17 protein-coding genes are annotated in these 16,547 nt (G+C 45.8%); 14 read left to right on the top strand and 3 right to left on the bottom strand.

Annotated features, from left to right (window positions below; genetic code table 11):
- The first annotated feature begins 84 nt into the window (after nucleotides 1-84).
- The 10 genes from proB to pgpA all read left to right on the top strand — a co-directional run bounded on the left by proB (nucleotide 85) and on the right by pgpA (nucleotide 8,656).
- Nucleotides 85-1,218, top strand: a complete 1,134-nt coding sequence (proB, locus tag ELS82_RS15630) for a glutamate 5-kinase (protein WP_004417343.1) — start codon at nucleotides 85-87, stop codon at nucleotides 1,216-1,218.
- Between the two features lie 10 nt (nucleotides 1,219-1,228).
- On the top strand, nucleotides 1,229-2,479 hold the full coding sequence (locus ELS82_RS15625; RefSeq protein ID WP_134836299.1) for a glutamate-5-semialdehyde dehydrogenase: 1,251 nt from the start codon (nucleotides 1,229-1,231) through the stop codon (nucleotides 2,477-2,479).
- A gap of 103 nt (nucleotides 2,480-2,582) precedes the next feature.
- Nucleotides 2,583-3,032 (top strand): transcriptional regulator NrdR, encoded by a 450-nt coding sequence (nrdR, locus tag ELS82_RS15620; protein ID WP_038139576.1) that lies wholly within the window; start codon nucleotides 2,583-2,585, stop codon nucleotides 3,030-3,032.
- A 12-nt stretch (nucleotides 3,033-3,044) separates the two neighbouring features.
- The gene (ribD, locus tag ELS82_RS15615) at nucleotides 3,045-4,151 is read left to right on the top strand and encodes a bifunctional diaminohydroxyphosphoribosylaminopyrimidine deaminase/5-amino-6-(5-phosphoribosylamino)uracil reductase RibD (RefSeq protein WP_134836298.1); all 1,107 of its coding nucleotides are present in this window, start codon (nucleotides 3,045-3,047) and stop codon (nucleotides 4,149-4,151) included.
- Between the two features lie 2 nt (nucleotides 4,152-4,153).
- Nucleotides 4,154-4,807, top strand: a complete 654-nt coding sequence (locus ELS82_RS15610; protein ID WP_053440069.1) for a riboflavin synthase — start codon at nucleotides 4,154-4,156, stop codon at nucleotides 4,805-4,807.
- A 68-nt stretch (nucleotides 4,808-4,875) separates the two neighbouring features.
- Nucleotides 4,876-5,985 carry a bifunctional 3,4-dihydroxy-2-butanone-4-phosphate synthase/GTP cyclohydrolase II gene (gene ribBA / locus ELS82_RS15605; protein ID WP_134836297.1) on the top strand — a complete coding sequence of 370 codons (1,110 nt, stop codon included), beginning with the start codon at nucleotides 4,876-4,878 and terminating at the stop codon, nucleotides 5,983-5,985.
- A gap of 171 nt (nucleotides 5,986-6,156) precedes the next feature.
- On the top strand, nucleotides 6,157-6,627 hold the full coding sequence (gene ribH, locus ELS82_RS15600) for a 6,7-dimethyl-8-ribityllumazine synthase (protein WP_004415274.1): 471 nt from the start codon (nucleotides 6,157-6,159) through the stop codon (nucleotides 6,625-6,627).
- Nucleotides 6,627-7,094: a transcription antitermination factor NusB gene (nusB, locus tag ELS82_RS15595; RefSeq protein ID WP_005473507.1), complete on the top strand. Its 468-nt coding sequence runs from the start codon at nucleotides 6,627-6,629 to the stop codon at nucleotides 7,092-7,094. The genes ribH and nusB overlap by 1 nt, the downstream gene beginning before the upstream one ends.
- Nucleotides 7,095-7,171: 77 nt before the next feature.
- On the top strand, nucleotides 7,172-8,137 hold the full coding sequence (thiL, locus tag ELS82_RS15590) for a thiamine-phosphate kinase (protein ID WP_134836296.1): 966 nt from the start codon (nucleotides 7,172-7,174) through the stop codon (nucleotides 8,135-8,137).
- 12 nt (nucleotides 8,138-8,149) lie between these two features.
- Nucleotides 8,150-8,656: a phosphatidylglycerophosphatase A gene (gene pgpA, locus ELS82_RS15585; protein WP_134836295.1), complete on the top strand. Its 507-nt coding sequence runs from the start codon at nucleotides 8,150-8,152 to the stop codon at nucleotides 8,654-8,656.
- A gap of 170 nt (nucleotides 8,657-8,826) precedes the next feature.
- Here the strand turns inward: pgpA and ELS82_RS15580 are convergent, their stop codons facing one another.
- From ELS82_RS15580 to map, 3 genes are all read right to left on the bottom strand, one after another.
- On the bottom strand, nucleotides 8,827-9,210 hold the full coding sequence (locus ELS82_RS15580) for a DUF3461 family protein (protein ID WP_134836294.1): 384 nt from the start codon (nucleotides 9,208-9,210) through the stop codon (nucleotides 8,827-8,829).
- A gap of 136 nt (nucleotides 9,211-9,346) precedes the next feature.
- Complete coding sequence (glnD, locus tag ELS82_RS15575; RefSeq protein WP_134836293.1) at nucleotides 9,347-11,968, bottom strand: bifunctional uridylyltransferase/uridylyl-removing protein GlnD; 2,622 nt, start codon at nucleotides 11,966-11,968, stop codon at nucleotides 9,347-9,349.
- Nucleotides 11,969-12,070: 102 nt separating this feature from the next.
- Nucleotides 12,071-12,949, bottom strand: coding sequence for a type I methionyl aminopeptidase (map, locus tag ELS82_RS15570; RefSeq protein WP_134836292.1), 879 nt, complete (start codon nucleotides 12,947-12,949; stop codon nucleotides 12,071-12,073).
- Nucleotides 12,950-13,298: 349 nt separating this feature from the next.
- Here map and rpsB point away from each other — a divergent pair, with 349 nt between their 5' ends.
- The 4 genes from rpsB (at nucleotide 13,299) to frr (ending at nucleotide 16,542) form a co-directional block, all read left to right on the top strand.
- Nucleotides 13,299-14,027 carry a 30S ribosomal protein S2 gene (gene rpsB / locus ELS82_RS15565; RefSeq protein ID WP_134836291.1) on the top strand — a complete coding sequence of 243 codons (729 nt, stop codon included), beginning with the start codon at nucleotides 13,299-13,301 and terminating at the stop codon, nucleotides 14,025-14,027.
- 131 nt (nucleotides 14,028-14,158) lie between these two features.
- Nucleotides 14,159-15,001, top strand: a complete 843-nt coding sequence (gene tsf, locus ELS82_RS15560; protein ID WP_134836290.1) for a translation elongation factor Ts — start codon at nucleotides 14,159-14,161, stop codon at nucleotides 14,999-15,001.
- Nucleotides 15,002-15,151: 150 nt separating this feature from the next.
- Nucleotides 15,152-15,883 carry a UMP kinase gene (gene pyrH / locus ELS82_RS15555; protein WP_134836289.1) on the top strand — a complete coding sequence of 244 codons (732 nt, stop codon included), beginning with the start codon at nucleotides 15,152-15,154 and terminating at the stop codon, nucleotides 15,881-15,883.
- A gap of 101 nt (nucleotides 15,884-15,984) precedes the next feature.
- Nucleotides 15,985-16,542 (top strand): ribosome recycling factor, encoded by a 558-nt coding sequence (gene frr / locus ELS82_RS15550; protein WP_004415258.1) that lies wholly within the window; start codon nucleotides 15,985-15,987, stop codon nucleotides 16,540-16,542.
- Nucleotides 16,543-16,547: the final 5 nt, after the last annotated feature.

Below are 16,547 nucleotides of genomic sequence, written 5' to 3'. Positions count from 1 at the left end.
AACATCAGGTCTAATCAATCTTTGTGACTTATCAATTAAGAACAAGGTTGTGAGGGTTTTTATATTTTTCATAGTAGAAAGGCAATGAATCAAGAAAGCGGAAATACCGTACAGTCTCAGACTGTCGTGGTTAAACTAGGTACAAGTGTTTTAACGGGTGGTACGTTGGCATTAGATCGAGCTCATATGGTTGAGCTGGTGCGCCAGTGTGCTGAACTTAAAAAGCAAGGCCACTCTGTGGTAATGGTTTCGTCTGGCGCAATTGCGGCCGGCCGTGAACACCTAGGATACCCCGCACTGCCCAACTCTATGGCAAGTAAGCAGCTTTTAGCGGCGGTAGGTCAAAGTCAGTTAATTCAAACTTGGGAATCTCTGTTTGCGATTTATGGGCTGAAGATTGGTCAAATGTTGCTGACACGCGCCGACTTGGAAGATCGTGAACGTTTTCTCAATGCACGCGATACGATTAATGCGCTGGTTGAAAACGACATCATTCCAGTCGTAAATGAAAACGATGCGGTGGCGACGAGCGAAATCAAAGTAGGCGACAACGATAACCTGTCGGCTTTGGTTGGTATTTTATGTGGTGCAGATAAACTGCTGCTGCTAACGGACCAAAAAGGCTTATTTACTGCAGATCCTCGCAAAGACCCAAATGCAGAGCTGATTAAAGAAGTTAAGACCATTGACGATACGCTGCGCAAAATTGCCGGTGGTAGTGGTACCACGCTAGGCACTGGCGGCATGGCAACTAAGTTGCAAGCGGCTGATATCGCACGTCGCGCAGGTATCGAGGTGATCATTGCAGCGGGTAGCGCGCCAAATGTGGTGTTTGATTCACTTGGTGATAACCCACAAGGCACCCGTTTCTTACCGTGTGAAGAAGCATTAGAAAACCGTAAGCGTTGGATTCTAGCTGGGCCAGCCGCTTCTGGTGATATTGTGATTGATGATGGCGCAGTTAACGCTGTGGTAGGCAAGGGCAGTAGTCTGCTTGCGAAAGGCCTAACTAAAGTGAGCGGAGAGTTTGCTCGCGGTGACGTTGTACGCGTGACCGATACGCAAGGCAAGTTGATTGCACGTGGTATCGCCAGTTACTCAAGCCAAGACATGGCAAAAATTGTCGGCAAGCACAGTAAAGATATTATTGGAATTTTAGGTTATGACTACGGCAATGAAGTATTGCACCGTGACGATATGGTCGTAATCCAAGAATAAGGAAAGAAAAGTGGAACTGATTTCTATGGGTATTGCTGCCAAAGAGGCGGCTTTCCAACTGGCAACAGCATCAACAGCGCAAAAAAACCAGGCATTGGCAATTATTGCTGATGAACTTGAAGCAAATGCTGACGCTATCTTAGCGGCGAATGCGAAAGATATCGAACAAGGCCGCGAAGCTGGCCTAACAGAGGCGCTGTTAGATCGCTTATTGCTGAACCCAGAGCGTTTAACTGGGATTGCTAACGATGTACGTAACGTGATTAGCTTAAACGATCCTGTCGGTAGCGAACTAGACAGTAAAGTACTAGAAAATGGTATGTCGCTATCACGTCGTCGTGTACCGCTTGGTGTGGTTGGTGTGATTTATGAAGCTCGCCCTAACGTAACGATCGATATCGCTGCTCTGTGTCTAAAGACAGGTAACGCAAGCATCCTACGTGGTGGTAAAGAGACATTCTTCTCTAATATGGAACTGGTTAAAGTGATTCAGTCTGCGCTGGCGAAAGCGGGTCTGCCTGCTGCATCAGTCCAGTACATTGAAAAGCCTGATCGTGAGCTTGTCTCGCAACTGCTTAAGCTTGATGACTACGTGGATATGATCATTCCACGCGGTGGTGCTGGCTTGCACAAAATGTGTAAAGAAAACAGCACTATCCCTGTGATTATCGGTGGGTTTGGTATTAGCCATATCTTCGTTGATGAAAGTGCTAATCTAGCAAAATCATTGGATGTGGTTGAAAACTCAAAAGTACAACGTCCATCGGCATGTAACTCATTAGATACGCTATTGGTTCACGAGAAAGTAGCAGCAGAGTTCTTACCTATGCTAGCAGAACGTTTAGCGGATAAGGTTGCGCTGGTTGCGGAGCCAAAAGCGAAAGCTCTGCTAAGCAATGCCCAAGAGCTACGTGATGCGGGTGAAGGTGATTTCGATACTGAATGGCTGAGCTACACGCTTGGCGTTAAAGTAGTTGCTGACGTGCATGAAGCGGTTGATCACATGCGTGTTCATAACGCGAGTCACTCCGATGCGATTATGACGAACAGCCTAGAAAACTCAGAAGTGTTTATTAACTCTGTTGGTTCTGCGGCGGTTTATGTCAATGCTTCAACGCGCTTCACTGATGGCGCGCAGTTTGGTCTTGGCGCTGAAGTTGCGGTATCTACTCAGAAGCTGCATGCTCGTGGTCCTATGGGCTTGGAAGAGCTGACCAGCTACAAATGGGTTGGTAAGGCAAACTACTTGCCGCGCAGTTAACAAATCTTGTTAAACATTGATTGAAAAAGGGGCTATCTAGCCCCTTTTGTTTTCTTGTCTTAAGCAAATCCGCTACACTAGCTTTCACTTATATGGAGGTGATATGCATTGTCCTTTTTGTTCTGAGAACGATACTAAAGTAATTGATTCTCGTCTGGTTGCTGATGGCCATCAAGTGCGACGTCGTCGTCAATGTCTTGCATGTAGCGAGCGTTTTACTACTTTTGAAACTGCTGAGCTGGTGATGCCAAGAGTGATTAAATCTAACGGCAACCGCGAACCATTCAACGAAGACAAAATGGTCGGTGGTCTTCAGCGCGCATTAGAAAAGCGTCCGGTTAGCGCCGATGCAGTGGATGTGTCGATCAGCCTGATTAAGTCTCAACTCCGAGCTACTGGTGAGCGAGAAGTTCCAAGTGAAATGATTGGTAATTTAGTGATGGATCAGCTTAAAGAGCTCGATAAAGTCGCCTATATTCGATTTGCCTCTGTCTATCGTAGCTTTGAAGATATTCGCGAGTTTGGCGAAGAGATCGCTCGTTTAGAAGACTAACGGTTGTTATCGATGCCACTATTTACCCCCCAAGATTTTACTATGATGTCGCGTGCCATTGAGTTGGCAAAAGGCGGCATCTATACCACGGCACCTAACCCTAATGTCGGTTGTGTGATTGTTCAAGGCGATGACATTGTCGGTGAAGGCTTTCATTATCGCGCTGGCGAACCACACGCTGAAGTCCATGCATTGCGTATGGCTGGTGAAAGGGCGCTTGGTGCCACTGCTTATGTCACATTAGAGCCTTGTTCCCACTATGGACGCACACCTCCTTGTGCAGAGGGCTTAATTAAAGCCAAAGTGACGAAAGTCATTTGTGCTATGGAAGACCCTAATCCCAAAGTCGCTGGGCGTGGCATTCAAATGTTGCGTGATGCAGGCATCAAGGTTGAAGTAGGTTTACTTGAGCAACAAGCAGAATCGCTCAATCCAGCTTTCATTAAACAGATGAAAACTGGGATGCCTTTTGTTCAGCTAAAAATGGCAGCAAGCATCGATGGCCAAACAGCGTTAGCTAATGGTCAAAGCCAATGGATTACCTCACCACAAGCAAGACAAGACGTGCAAAAATATCGCGCCAAAAGTGGTGCGATCTTATCAACCAGCAAAACAGTGATTGAAGATAATGCTTCATTGAACGTGCGCTGGGATGATCTTCCTCTATCGCTACAAGAGGCGTACTCACAGCAAGAGCTTCGTCAACCAGTTAGAGTGATTTTAGATAGAAATCGTCAGCTGACCTCAGATCTCAAGCTAATGAATACCGAGGGCGAGCGAATTATTGTCGCAGAAGGTCAAGATCTCGAACCTATACTCAATGATGAGCAATTGATCGATCTTGCAGCGACATTTTCTACATTAGCAAAACAGCACCATATTAATCACCTATGGGTGGAGGCTGGCGCGACGCTTGCGAGCAGCCTTATTAAAGCGAATCTCGTTGATGAGCTTATCCTCTACCTAGCTCCGAAGATCATGGGCAGTGATGGTAGAGGGTTACTCGGTGCGTTAGGTATAGAGTCAATGGCAGAGACCATCGAACTCAATGTCAAAGATGTAAGACAGGTCGGTCAGGATATTCGAATTACTGCCACCTTAAAGAATAAAGAGTCGTAATTATGTTTACAGGTATTGTTGAAGCAGTGGGTACCCTAACTGCAATCACGCCCAAAGGCGAAGATATTAGTGTCACAGTGGAAGTCGGCAAACTGGATATGTCCGACGTTAAACTGGGTGACAGCATTGCGACCAACGGAGTTTGCTTAACGGTAGTGGACTTCAGCTCAACCAGCTATACAGCGGATTTATCCATCGAAACGCTGCAAAAAACCGGCTTTACTGATTACCAAGCGGGTGACAAGGTTAACCTAGAGAAAGCAATGCTACCGACTACGCGTTTTGGTGGTCATATTGTTTCTGGTCACGTCGACGGTGTTGGTGAAATCGTAGAGCGCAACATGGTTGGCCGTGCTATCGAGTTTTGGGTTTCAATGCCAGAAGAGATTGCCAAATACGTTGCCGAAAAAGGCTCGATTACGGTTGATGGTATTAGCCTAACAGTGAACGACTTGCGTAAGAACGCGTTTAAACTGACTATCGTTCCTCATACCGGTGAAGAAACGACCATCGCAGATTTCCACGTTGGCCGTAAAGTGAACCTAGAAGTTGATGTACTAGCGCGTTATATGGAACGTTTATTGACCAGTCAACGTGAACAGCAGCCTGAATCACGTATTACGATGGACTTTTTGCAGCAGAACGGTTTTGCATAAACCAAGAATTATACAAACATTAGCGGCGACGCCTTACTCGCTAGATGCCTTAAGATAGGAATACCAAAATGCCAATTAGTACGCCTCAAGAAATTATTGAAGATATTCGCCTAGGTAAAATGGTCATCCTGATGGATGATGAAGATCGTGAAAATGAAGGCGATCTGATTATGTCGGCTGAGATGATCACACCAGAAGCGATCAACTTTATGGCGACTCATGGTCGTGGCTTAATCTGTCTGACAATGACTAAAGAGCGTTGTGAACGTCTAGGTTTACCGCCAATGGTTCAAGACAACAATGCCCAGTACACTACCAACTTTACGGTTTCTATCGAAGCTGCTGAAGGTGTCACTACGGGTATTTCTGCCGCTGACCGTGCGCGTACAGTGCAAGCAGCAGTCGCGAAAGAGGCAAAAGCAGCAGATCTAGTTCAGCCAGGTCATATCTTCCCTCTTGCAGCGCAAGAAGGTGGCGTTCTAACTCGTGCTGGTCATACGGAAGCGGGCTGTGATTTAGCGCGTTTAGCGGGTCATGAACCTTCAGGCGTTATCGTTGAGATTCTAAATGACGACGGCACTATGGCACGTCGTCCAGACCTAGAGATCTTTGCTGAAAAACATGGCTTGAAGCTAGGTACGATCGCTGACCTTATCGAATACCGCAATAACACTGAAACGACCATTGAACGTGTTGCAGAATGTAAGCTGCCAACTGAATTTGGTGATTTCGATTTGGTGACCTATCGCGATGTTATCGATAACCAAATCCATTATGCATTGTGCAAAGGCGATCTAAAGGCTGAAGCGCCACTAGTACGTGTTCACCTACAAGATACCTTTACCGATCTACTGCACAGTGATCGTAATGCAGAGCGTAGCTGGACACTGGATGCAGCGATGAAGCGCATTGGTAGCGAAGGTGGTGTTCTGGTTATCTTAGGTAATGAAGAGTCAACCGATTTACTGATCCACCGCGTGAAAATGTTTGAAGCGCAAGATAAAGGCCAAGCACCAACGCTTGCTAAAAAACAAGGTACCTCACGCCGCGTAGGTGTTGGTTCGCAGATTCTAGCCGATCTTGGTGTGCACGATATGCGTTTGCTTTCGTCGGCAAGCAAGAAATACCATGCTCTAGGTGGCTTTGGATTGAACGTTGTTGAGTATGTGTGTGATTAAACACGAACTCTTGGTTAAAGCGCCTTGGTTAACATCAAGGCGCTCTTAAAAGCTGGATAGAGGGTTTACCTCTGTAGTGTCACTTCTGTTAAATTTCTATTAGATATTGCTCACAGATTTGTGCTAGAATCCGGCGATTCTCACTTGATGAACATAGTTAAAGGAAGGCTTATGAAAGTGATCGAGGGTGGCTTCCCAGCGCCAAACGCAAAAATTGCTATCGTTATTTCTCGTTTCAACAGTTTTATTAACGAAAGTCTATTGTCTGGTGCAATCGATACTTTAAAGCGTCACGGCCAAGTAAGCGAAGACAACATCACTGTAGTTCGTTGCCCTGGTGCAGTTGAACTTCCACTTGTTGCTCAGCGTGTTGCTAAAACAGGCAAATTTGATGCAATCGTATCACTAGGTACGGTAATCCGTGGTGGTACACCACACTTTGACTATGTTTGTAGTGAATGTAACAAAGGTCTTGCGCAAGTGTCTCTGGAATACTCTCTTCCAGTTGCATTCGGCGTACTTACCGTTGATACAATTGACCAAGCAATTGAGCGCGCAGGAACCAAGGCTGGTAATAAAGGTGCAGAGGCTGCACTAAGCGCACTTGAGATGATTAACGTTCTTTCAGAAATCGATTCCTAATGGGGGCCAGTGTGAAACCAGCCGCACGTCGTAATGCACGTCGATTCGCTCTACAAGCGATCTACTCTTGGCAAATTACTAAAGAAAATGTTGCTACTATCGAGGAGCAATTTTTGTCAGGTGGTAAGTATGATGAAGAAGAACATCATGCTTCTGAGCCGGCACTTTCTACTCCAGACACAGACGTTGCATACTTCCGTGACCTACTAACAGGTGTTGTGCTAAGTCACACAGAGCTAGATAGTAAGATTCGTCCATACACAGCGCGTCCAATGCAAGATTTGGATATGATGGAGCTAGCACTGCTTCGTCTTGCTATGTATGAAATGACTCGTCGTGAAGATGTCCCTTACAAAGTGGTAATCAACGAAGCGATTGAACTTGCAAAAGTGTTCGCTGCAGAAGAAAGCCATAAGTTCGTCAATGGTGTGCTTGATAAAGCCGCGCCACACGTACGTAAGAAATAATCAATTAAGATTACTAAAAGGTCAGCAAACGCTGACCTTTTTTATGCTTGTTACTTTTAATCACTCATAGATTTCGTATGTCCGGTGAATTTAACTTAATCGAAAAATATTTTGTTGGTCGTCAGAAGCAGCGCAAAGATGTGCTTCTTGCTGCGGGTGATGATTGTGCGTTAGTAAAAGCACCAGAGGGCTTGTCGGTCGCGATTAGCACTGACACCTTAGTGGCTGGTACTCACTTTCTTGCTGATGCTAACCCTGCTTGGGTGGCACATAAGGCCCTTGCCTCAAACATCAGCGATCTTGCGGCTATGGGAGCGACACCAGCTTGGGTTTCTTTTGCATTGACGATGCCAAGCCCTGATGAAGCATGGTTAGCGCCATTCTGTGATGCCTTCTTCGAGTTAGCTGATTACTTCGATATCCAGTTAATCGGTGGAGATACGACCAAAGGGCCATTAAGCCTCACTTTAACAGTGCAAGGCTTAGTTGACCCAGATAAAGCACTACGCCGAGATGGCGCAAAAGTAGGGGATTGGGTCTATGTGACGGGAAACCTCGGCGACAGTAAAGCCGGGTTAGACGTTATTCTTAACCCTGAACTGCGTACTAAGCCGTGTGCAGAAGAGCTTGAGAAAAGACATTACCTCTCAACGCCAAGAGTATTAGCTGGACAAGCACTGCTGAACTTAGCCAGCTCAGCGATTGATATCTCTGATGGTGTCATTTCAGATATAAAACACATTTTGAAACGCTCAAATGTCGGTGTGAGCATTGACGTTGCCACTCTTCCTGTTTCTAATGAGTTACTCCAATTTGTAGAGACTCCTGCGGCGGCTCAGCAATATGCGCTCTCTAGCGGCGAAGAGTATGAGCTTTGCTTCACTGTTCCTGAGCAAAACAAAGGCTCGATTGACAGTGCTTTGGCCCATTGTGGTGCTAAGGTCACCTGTATTGGTCAAATTCGCCCGCAAGGGACCTTTGAGCTGCATTGTAGTGGCCAAGCGATTGACTGGTCTCTCAGCGGTTATGATCACTTTAAATAGAATACGATAGTTATGACAAATCCTCTTGCACTTATCTCTTTGAAAAACCCATGGCACTTGCTAGCGACTGGCTTTGGTAGCGGTTTATCACCTATCGTACCGGGTACCATGGGCACACTTGCCGCTGTCCCTTTCTATTTACTGCTGGTTCAATTACCACTGCCGCTTTATATCGTCGCGGTGCTCATCTCGTGCGTGATTGGTATTAAGATCTGTCAGGTGACATCTGATGATATGGGTGTGCATGATCATGGTTCGATTGTATGGGATGAGTTTGCAGGCTTTTGGATTACCATGCTGGTGGTGCCGCTGTTTAACTTATCGGCAACGGACTGGAAATGGCTAGTGACAGGCTTTGTCTTGTTCCGTTTCTTCGATATGGTGAAGCCATGGCCGATTGGCTGGCTAGATAAGCGTGTTCATGGCGGCTTAGGCATTATGGTCGATGACATTGTTGCCGGTGTTATGGCGGGTGTCGCGCTGTACTTTGTCGGTAAATACGCAGGCTGGCTAGTTTAAGATAACACCTCGTCATTCCATAGACTGACGAAGGAAGGAGTAGGGAATCTCCCATCATTTTCGGTTGGGTTTAAGAGATCCCCAACTCGCTCGGCCCTTACTCTCGGGGATGACGCGCAAAAAAAAGGGGCTGGTAACTAAGTACCAACCCCTGAGTCTATTAAAACTTGCTACTTCAGCTTCTCTAGATCCGCTTCGATCTCTGCGATCTTACTCGAAACCACTTTTTCTAAGTGACGTAAATCAGAGAGTATTTTCTGTTTCACATCGACTTCTTCGACTTTTTCTGGCTTAGTTAACTTATTCAGCTCATCGATAACCAGAGTAAGGTTTCGATTGATTTCAGTGACTTCACGGTACTTGTGACTACCACTATCAACCAAGACATTCTTCACTTGGCGTGGGTATTTGAACTTAACGCTTTTCGCAAACAACTCACCTTTTTGCTTACGAAAATAAATTTTTAACACATCCTTGTGCGCTTCTTGGCGAAGGGAATAGCGCTCAATTTGTTTAGGATCTTGAATACCTAAACCTGTGAGGTGTGGATACATAGGCTACCTCTATTGTGTTGAAGTGTTTATTCCTGTGTCATACAGAAAATGAATAATTCAATTAATAATGTAGCAGCCTATGATCGTGGTAGATAGTGCTTTTTTAACCAAGTTAACAACTTGTGGCTGAGATCGCTTAAGGGGCTAATTCTGCGATGTTTTCTCGCAATCTCTCGCGTAATTCCACTTGCTCTTCTTCGGTTAGCTTACCCCCAGCTGGACTGGTGATGATAAACAAATCTTCTGCTCGTTCACCAATGGTGGTGATCTTCGCTGCATGAAGGTGGATACCTTGGTCAGCAAAGGTTGCCCCTACTGTTGCCAGTAGTCCTGGTGTATCTAGAGCAACAAACTCTAGAAGAGTGCGCTTCTTACTCTTTGTCGGCAAAAAGTCGACGGTGGTTTTTACCTTAAAGTGCTGCAAGTTACGCGGAGTACGGCGTCGCTTAATCTTTGTTGGACGCCCATCAGCCAAAACATGAGCAAGGTGTTTGGTCACGGCTTTATGGCGTGACTCTTCGATGGCTTCTCCGTTTTGGTCGAGCACCATAAAGGTATCAAGTACATAGCCATCTTTACTGGTCATGACCTGTGCATCATGGACGTTGAAGTTGCGTCTATCTAACTCTGCGACCACAGAAGCAAATAGGGCATGTTGGTCTTTGCTATAGACAAACACTTCAGTACCGCCTCTAGTAGCCTTCTTCGAAATCAGGATCAGAGGCTGAGAGTGATCTTCATGACGCAGCAAGTGCATGCAGTGCCATGCGATCTGCTTATGACTATGGCGTAGGAAGTAATCCGCTTTAAAGCGTTGCCACAGTACCTCTATTTCACGTGCGCTGAAGCCCTCTTTACGTAGGAGTGCTGAGGCAAGTTGTTGATTGTGGCGAATGCGCTCGCGAACATCGACCGGATTCTCTAACCCGCGGCGCAGTGCTCGTTGAGTCGAATAGAACAACTCAGCGAGTAAAGTACGTTTCCAACTGTTCCAAAGCTCAGGGTTCGTTGCGCAGATATCAGCGACCGTTAGACAAACCAAATACTCTAGGTACTCTTCATCGCGCACCTGTTTAGCGAATTCAGTGATCACTTCTGGATCGTATATATCGCGGCGCTGAGCTGTCACTGACATCAACAGGTGATTGCGGACCAGCCACGAAACCAGCTTAGCTTCTGGTTTTGATAAACCATGCTCGATACAGAAGGTATAAGCTTCCCCTTCGCCGATCACCGAGTGGTCACCGCCGCGACCTTTACCAATATCATGGAAAATCGCAGCAATAATTAGCAGCTCTTTTTTCTGGATGCGCGGATAAACTTCGCAACATATAGGGTGTTTATCATGGTTTTTAGCGTAGCTAAAGGTGTTGATATGTTTCAGCAATCGTACACTGTGCTCATCAACCGTATAGACATGAAACAGGTCGAACTGCATTTGGCCAACAATCTGACTCCATTGAGGCAGGTAGGCTGCGAGAACGCCTAATTTGTGCATCAGGCTAAACGCTTTATGCAGGGCATTAGGGTGACGGCAGAGATCCATGAATTTTTCACGCGCTTCAGGGATGGTATGTAGGAACTTATTTAGCCTTCTGCGCGCAGTTCTAAGTTGACGCAGAGTAGGGGGAGCCACACCTTCAATCGTTGAGTCATTGGCGATGTGCAAAAACATATCCAAAATCGTCTCGGGCCTTGCTTGGAACAACGCAGGCTTACGTGCCTCGATTAAGTGACCACGGCGCTGGAAATCATCACTCAGTATTTGCGGCTCGGCTTCAATGCCATTGTTGAGAATCGCCTGATCAAACAGCTTGAGTAACATTTTATTCAGCTCTGCCACACGGCGTAGTGTGCGGTAGAACTCTTTCATCATCATTTCAACGCCACGATTGCCTTCACCACTATAGCCAAGGTTTTCCGCGACTTGGGCTTGATGAGCAAAAGTAAGGCGATTGTCGTAGCGTTTCAGTTCAATGTGCAGGGAAAAGCGAACTCGCCACAAAAAGTCCTGACATTCGACCAATTCTCGATATTCTGCATCAGTCAAAAATCCGTAGCGGCTCATTTCGAGCAGAGACGTGGCTCCAAAATGGCGGCGTGCGACCCAACTTAACGTGTGGATATCCCTCAGCCCCCCAGGGGTCGACTTAATATCGGGTTCTAAGTTGTAGGTGGTGTCATGAAAGCGAGCATGACGGTTACGCTGCTCTTGGACTTTGGCCTTGTAGAATACCTCACTTGGCCAGAAAGATTCGGAATGGATGACCATGCGCAGTTGATGGAAAGTATCTTCACAACCACATAAGAGTCTGGCTTCCTGTAGGTTGGTGGCAACGGTTAAGTCATCGCGGCCGATTTCCGCACACTCTTCAACCGAGCGAACTGCATGGCCGACTTCTAAGCGTAAATCCCACAGTAGGGTAATGAACTCACTGACTTTACCTGCCAGTGATTCAGGTAGCGCCTTTCTTGAGACGACTAAGATATCAATGTCTGACAACGGGTGAAGTTCACCGCGGCCATAGCCACCGACTGCTACTAAGCTGATGTTTGGTAAAGCTGAAAAGCCAAAGTGAATCCACAAACGATTGAGGAGCAGATCGATATATTCAGCCCGCCCGAGAACCAAGTCGGTCACTGGGTGGTGATTGAGAAATTCTTGCTTCTGATAAAGAGCAAATTTTTCTAACTGATTTTTAAGATCAGCGACAGAAAGTTGGTCATTGTCAAACGTCAGTGGAGATTGAAAGGGCATACAGCAAATCCGTGCAGAAGGTCCATTAGATACCAATCTATCAAAATGGAGCAGATAAAAAAATATCCCCGACGGAGCGGGGATATTTTCAAAGCGTTGTGATTAAGCGTTATTCATCATTCGTGGGATGGTGTCGTCGCTGCGTAGTGTCATTACTTCACAGCCAGTCTTAGTCACCAAAATAGTATGCTCGTACTGTGCCGATTTCTTCGCATCGCCTGTGTAAACTGTCCAGTCATCTTCTGCATCAACAGTCACACCGAACTTACCAGCGTTAATCATTGGCTCAATGGTAAAGCACATACCTTCTTTTAGTACGCGGCGATCATTGTTTTTATAGTGAACAATCTGCGGTTCTTCGTGGAATTCGTTGCCGATACCGTGACCACAGAAGTCTTTCACAATAGAGAACTTGTTACGAGGGTTCTTTTTGTTGTTCTCTTTGATGTACTTCTCGATAGCGGTACCAATATCACCAACCGTTGCACCTGGCTTCACTTTACGCATACCTACGTAAAGCGCTTCTTGAGTGACCATACATAGGCGCTTATCAGCAGGGGATACATCACCAACGAAGAACATCTTAGAAGTATCACCGTGATAACCTTCTGGGCGAACACTTAGGTCTGCACCTTCTTCGTTTGGAATGATCACAGTGATATCGACGTTAATGATGTCACCATCTTTCAGTACCGCTGGTTTAAGTTGACCATTGCTACCAACTTCATCTTGAGATGCCGGGATACCGTGACAAACGATGTGGTTGATTGAGGTACAGATTGATTTCGGGAAACCGTGGTAATCAAGAGGAGCCGAATAAGCGCCTTTTTCGATGCCGTAATCGTGACAGATTTGGTTTAGTTCATCCGTTGTTACGCCCTCTTTGATGTGAGGTTCGATCATCTCTAGGATTTCAGCGGCCAACGCGCCCGCTAGTCGCATACGTTCGATTTCTTCAGCTGTTTTAATCTTGATTGACATCGGATTTCTCTACTTTATTCAGTTGCACTCGTTGGTGCGATTGGGCGCATTCTAACAGGAACACTACATAATGAGAATTATTCTTCACTTTTGATACGAGAGAAGCCGAGAGTGAAATCACTGCAATATGTTTTTTTACTAGCCAAAAGACATCAAAATATGGTATAAAGCGCGCCGGAAATGTGGTCCGTTCTCTCTGGTTAAATCTGTTAACTGGCGAAACTGATTACTTCCAACTAACTTATATCTTTAAATCACACACATTCCGTCACATATTCCGGGGTGCTGGGCAGAAGCCTAGTCGGAGTTATGGGGGATGTGGAGGCCTAACCCCATAGAGGATTTTAAAATGGCAACTGTATCAATGCGCGATATGCTAAAAGCTGGTGTTCACTTCGGTCACCAGACTCGTTACTGGAACCCAAAAATGAAGCCATTCATCTTTGGTGCTCGTAACAAGGTTCATATCATCAACCTAGAAAAAACTGTACCAATGTTCAACGAAGCTCTAGCTGAACTAGCTAAAGTTGGCGAGAAGAAAGGTAAAGTTCTATTTGTTGGTACTAAGCGCGCTGCATCTGAAGCTGTTAAAGAAGCTGCAATCGCAAGCAACCAGTACTACGTAAACAACCGCTGGTTAGGCGGTATGCTTACAAACTACAAAACTGTTCGTCAGTCAATCAAGCGTCTAAAAGAACTTGAAGCTCAAGCTCAAGACGGTACTTTTGATAAGCTAACTAAGAAAGAAGCTCTAATGCGTACTCGTGAAATGGAGAAGCTAGAGAAGTCTCTTGGTGGTATCAAAGATATGGGCGGCCTACCAGACGCTCTATTCGTAATCGATGCTGATCACGAACACATTGCGATTAAAGAAGCTAACAACCTAGGTATTCCAGTATACGCTGTAGTAGATACTAACTCTAACCCAGACGGCGTTGACTACATCATCCCAGGTAACGACGATGCGATCCGTGCGGTACAGCTATACCTAAACGCTGTTGCAACTTCAGTAACTGAAGGCCGTAACAAAGACGTAGCTGTAGCTGCTGAAAAAGACGGTTTCGTAGAAGCTGAATAATAGCGGCTCCTAGTCACACTTGGTCTATGTGCAACTTAGTTGTAGCATAAACTGAGTTATAGTTATCAGCAGGGGCCGAAAATGTAGGCCCCTGTTTTTTACCAAATCCAGAATCAACTGAGGAATTTAGAATGGCTGTTACTGCTGCTCTAGTTAAAGAACTGCGCGAACGTACTGGCGCAGGTATGATGGAATGTAAGAAAGCGCTTGTTGAAGCAAACGCTGACATCGAACTAGCAATCGAAAACATGCGTAAATCAGGCGCTGCAAAAGCTGCTAAAAAAGCAGGTAACGTAGCTGCTGAAGGCGCAATCATCATTAAAGAAGAAAACGGCGTTGCTGTTCTTCTTGAAGTTAACTGCCAAACTGACTTTGTTGCTAAAGATGGTAACTTCACAGCATTCGCTGGCGAAGTTGCAGCTGAAGCTCTAGCTTCTAAAGCTTCTGTTGAAGAACTACAAGCTAAGTTCGAAGAAACTCGCGTTGCTCTAGTAGCTAAAATCGGTGAGAACATCAACATCCGTCGCGTTCAATACGTTGAAGGCGCTGCTCTAGCTTCTTACCGTCACGGCGAGAAGATCGGTGTAGTTGTTGCTGGTGAAGGCGACGCTGAAACTCTTAAGCACGTTGCAATGCACGTTGCTGCTTCTAAGCCAGAGTACGTTAACCCAGAAGACGTACCAGCTGACGTAGTTGCTAAAGAGAAAGAAGTTCAAGTTGAAATCGCTATGAACGAAGGCAAGCCTGCTGAGATCGCAGAGAAGATGGTTGTTGGCCGCATGAAGAAATTCACAGGCGAAATCTCTCTAACTGGTCAAGCGTTCATCATGGAGCCTAAGAAATCTGTAGGCGAAATGCTGAAAGAAAAAGGCGCTTCAGTTGCTACATTCGTTCGCCTAGAAGTAGGTGAAGGTATCGAGAAAGCTGAAGAAATGAGCTTCGCTGAAGAAGTAGCTGCAGCTCAAAAAGGTTAATCCTTAGAGACTCGCATACTATTTAGACCGTAGCCAAGGCTGCGGTCTTTTTACGACTAACGAGTAATCGTTTAACTGTGATGAATGCAGACTCATAAAGTCTTCATCCATGACTGTTAATCAACAACTCTCTTTTGGAAGGTAAACTCCATGACTACGAACCCTAAACCAGCGTATCAACGTATTCTGTTAAAACTGAGTGGTGAAGCTCTTCAAGGCGAAGATGGTTTCGGCATTGATCCTGCGGTTCTTGATCGCATGGCACAAGAAGTAAAAGAGTTGGTTGAACTTGGTGTTCAAGTAGGTGTGGTTATCGGTGGTGGTAACCTATTCCGCGGTGCAGGCCTAGCGGAAGCTGGTATGAACCGTGTTGTTGGTGACCACATGGGTATGCTAGCAACAGTAATGAACGGCCTAGCAATGCGTGATGCTCTTCATCGTGCATACGTGAACGCTCGCGTAATGTCAGCAATTCCTCTTAAAGGTGTGTGTGACGATTACAACTGGGCTGACGCTATCCGTGAACTTCGCCAAGGCCGTGTGGTAATTTTCTCTGCAGGTACTGGTAACCCGTTCTTTACGACAGATTCTGCTGCATGTTTGCGCGGTATTGAAATTGAAGCTGACGTAGTTCTAAAAGCGACAAAAGTAGATGGCGTATTTACGGCTGACCCGGTAGCAAACCCTGACGCAGAGCTGTATGATAGCCTTTCATTCAGTGCAGTTCTTGAAAAAGAGCTAAAAGTGATGGATTTGGCAGCATTTACATTGGCTCGTGACCACAAAATGCCAATCCGCGTATTCAATATGAATAAGCCAGGCGCACTTCGTCGCGTGGTAATGGGTGAAGCAGAAGGCACGCTAATCAGCGACGCAGAGTAACTCCAATCACCGTAGCGTAAATTGATTTATGCTACGGTATTGCCTTTTGAAGACTCCGCATAGGCTTTCTTCGAGAAAGAATTACACATTAAGGTGATATTGTGATTAACGAAATCAAACAAGACGCTCAAGAGCGCATGGAAAAAAGCGTAGAAGCGCTAAAGAACAACCTTTCTAAAGTTCGTACAGGTCGTGCGCACCCAAGCCTACTATCTGGTATCTCTGTTGAGTACTACGGCGCTCCAACGCCTCTAAACCAAGTAGCAAACGTGGTAGCTGAAGATGCACGTACACTAGCAATCACAGTATTCGACAAAGAGCTTACGCAAAAAGTTGAAAAAGCAATCATGATGTCTGACCTTGGTCTAAACCCAATGTCTGCTGGTACTATCATTCGCGTTCCACTTCCACCGCTAACGGAAGAGCGTCGTAAAGACCTAGTTAAGATTGTACGTGGTGAAGCTGAAGGTGGCCGTGTTGCTATCCGTAACATCCGTCGTGATGCTAACGGTGAACTGAAAGCACTACTAAAAGACAAAGAAATCTCTGAAGATGAAGATCGTAAAGGTCAAGACGAGATTCAAAAGCTAACAGACGCTGCAGTTAAGCAGGTAGACGAAGTGTTAGCAGCGAAAGAAAAAGAGTTGATGGAAGTCTAATTCTC

This window comes from Vibrio ouci, from assembly GCF_004551525.1.
Classification (GTDB): Bacteria; Pseudomonadota; Gammaproteobacteria; order Enterobacterales; family Vibrionaceae; genus Vibrio; species Vibrio ouci.
Note: the sequence above shows the minus strand (reverse complement) of the source record. Positions and strands in the feature narration are given on the sequence as shown.

Bases quoted from the DNA above. Each gene is read 5' to 3' on its own strand.
- pgpA (WP_134836295.1), top strand. From the start codon at position 8,150: ATGACAAATCCTCTTGCACTTATCTCTTTGAAAAACCCATGGCACTTG.
- ribD (WP_134836298.1), top strand. From the start codon at position 3,045: ATGCCACTATTTACCCCCCAAGATTTTACTATGATGTCGCGTGCCATT.
- thiL (WP_134836296.1), top strand. From the start codon at position 7,172: ATGTCCGGTGAATTTAACTTAATCGAAAAATATTTTGTTGGTCGTCAG.
- map (WP_134836292.1), bottom strand. From the start codon at position 12,949: ATGTCAATCAAGATTAAAACAGCTGAAGAAATCGAACGTATGCGACTA.
- pyrH (WP_134836289.1), top strand. From the start codon at position 15,152: ATGACTACGAACCCTAAACCAGCGTATCAACGTATTCTGTTAAAACTG.
- ELS82_RS15610 (WP_053440069.1), top strand. From the start codon at position 4,154: ATGTTTACAGGTATTGTTGAAGCAGTGGGTACCCTAACTGCAATCACG.
- proB (WP_004417343.1), top strand. From the start codon at position 85: ATGAATCAAGAAAGCGGAAATACCGTACAGTCTCAGACTGTCGTGGTT.
- rpsB (WP_134836291.1), top strand. From the start codon at position 13,299: ATGGCAACTGTATCAATGCGCGATATGCTAAAAGCTGGTGTTCACTTC.
- ribBA (WP_134836297.1), top strand. From the start codon at position 4,876: ATGCCAATTAGTACGCCTCAAGAAATTATTGAAGATATTCGCCTAGGT.
- nusB (WP_005473507.1), top strand. From the start codon at position 6,627: ATGGGGGCCAGTGTGAAACCAGCCGCACGTCGTAATGCACGTCGATTC.
- glnD (WP_134836293.1), bottom strand. From the start codon at position 11,968: ATGCCCTTTCAATCTCCACTGACGTTTGACAATGACCAACTTTCTGTC.
- ribH (WP_004415274.1), top strand. From the start codon at position 6,157: ATGAAAGTGATCGAGGGTGGCTTCCCAGCGCCAAACGCAAAAATTGCT.
- nrdR (WP_038139576.1), top strand. From the start codon at position 2,583: ATGCATTGTCCTTTTTGTTCTGAGAACGATACTAAAGTAATTGATTCT.
- tsf (WP_134836290.1), top strand. From the start codon at position 14,159: ATGGCTGTTACTGCTGCTCTAGTTAAAGAACTGCGCGAACGTACTGGC.
- ELS82_RS15580 (WP_134836294.1), bottom strand. From the start codon at position 9,210: ATGTATCCACACCTCACAGGTTTAGGTATTCAAGATCCTAAACAAATT.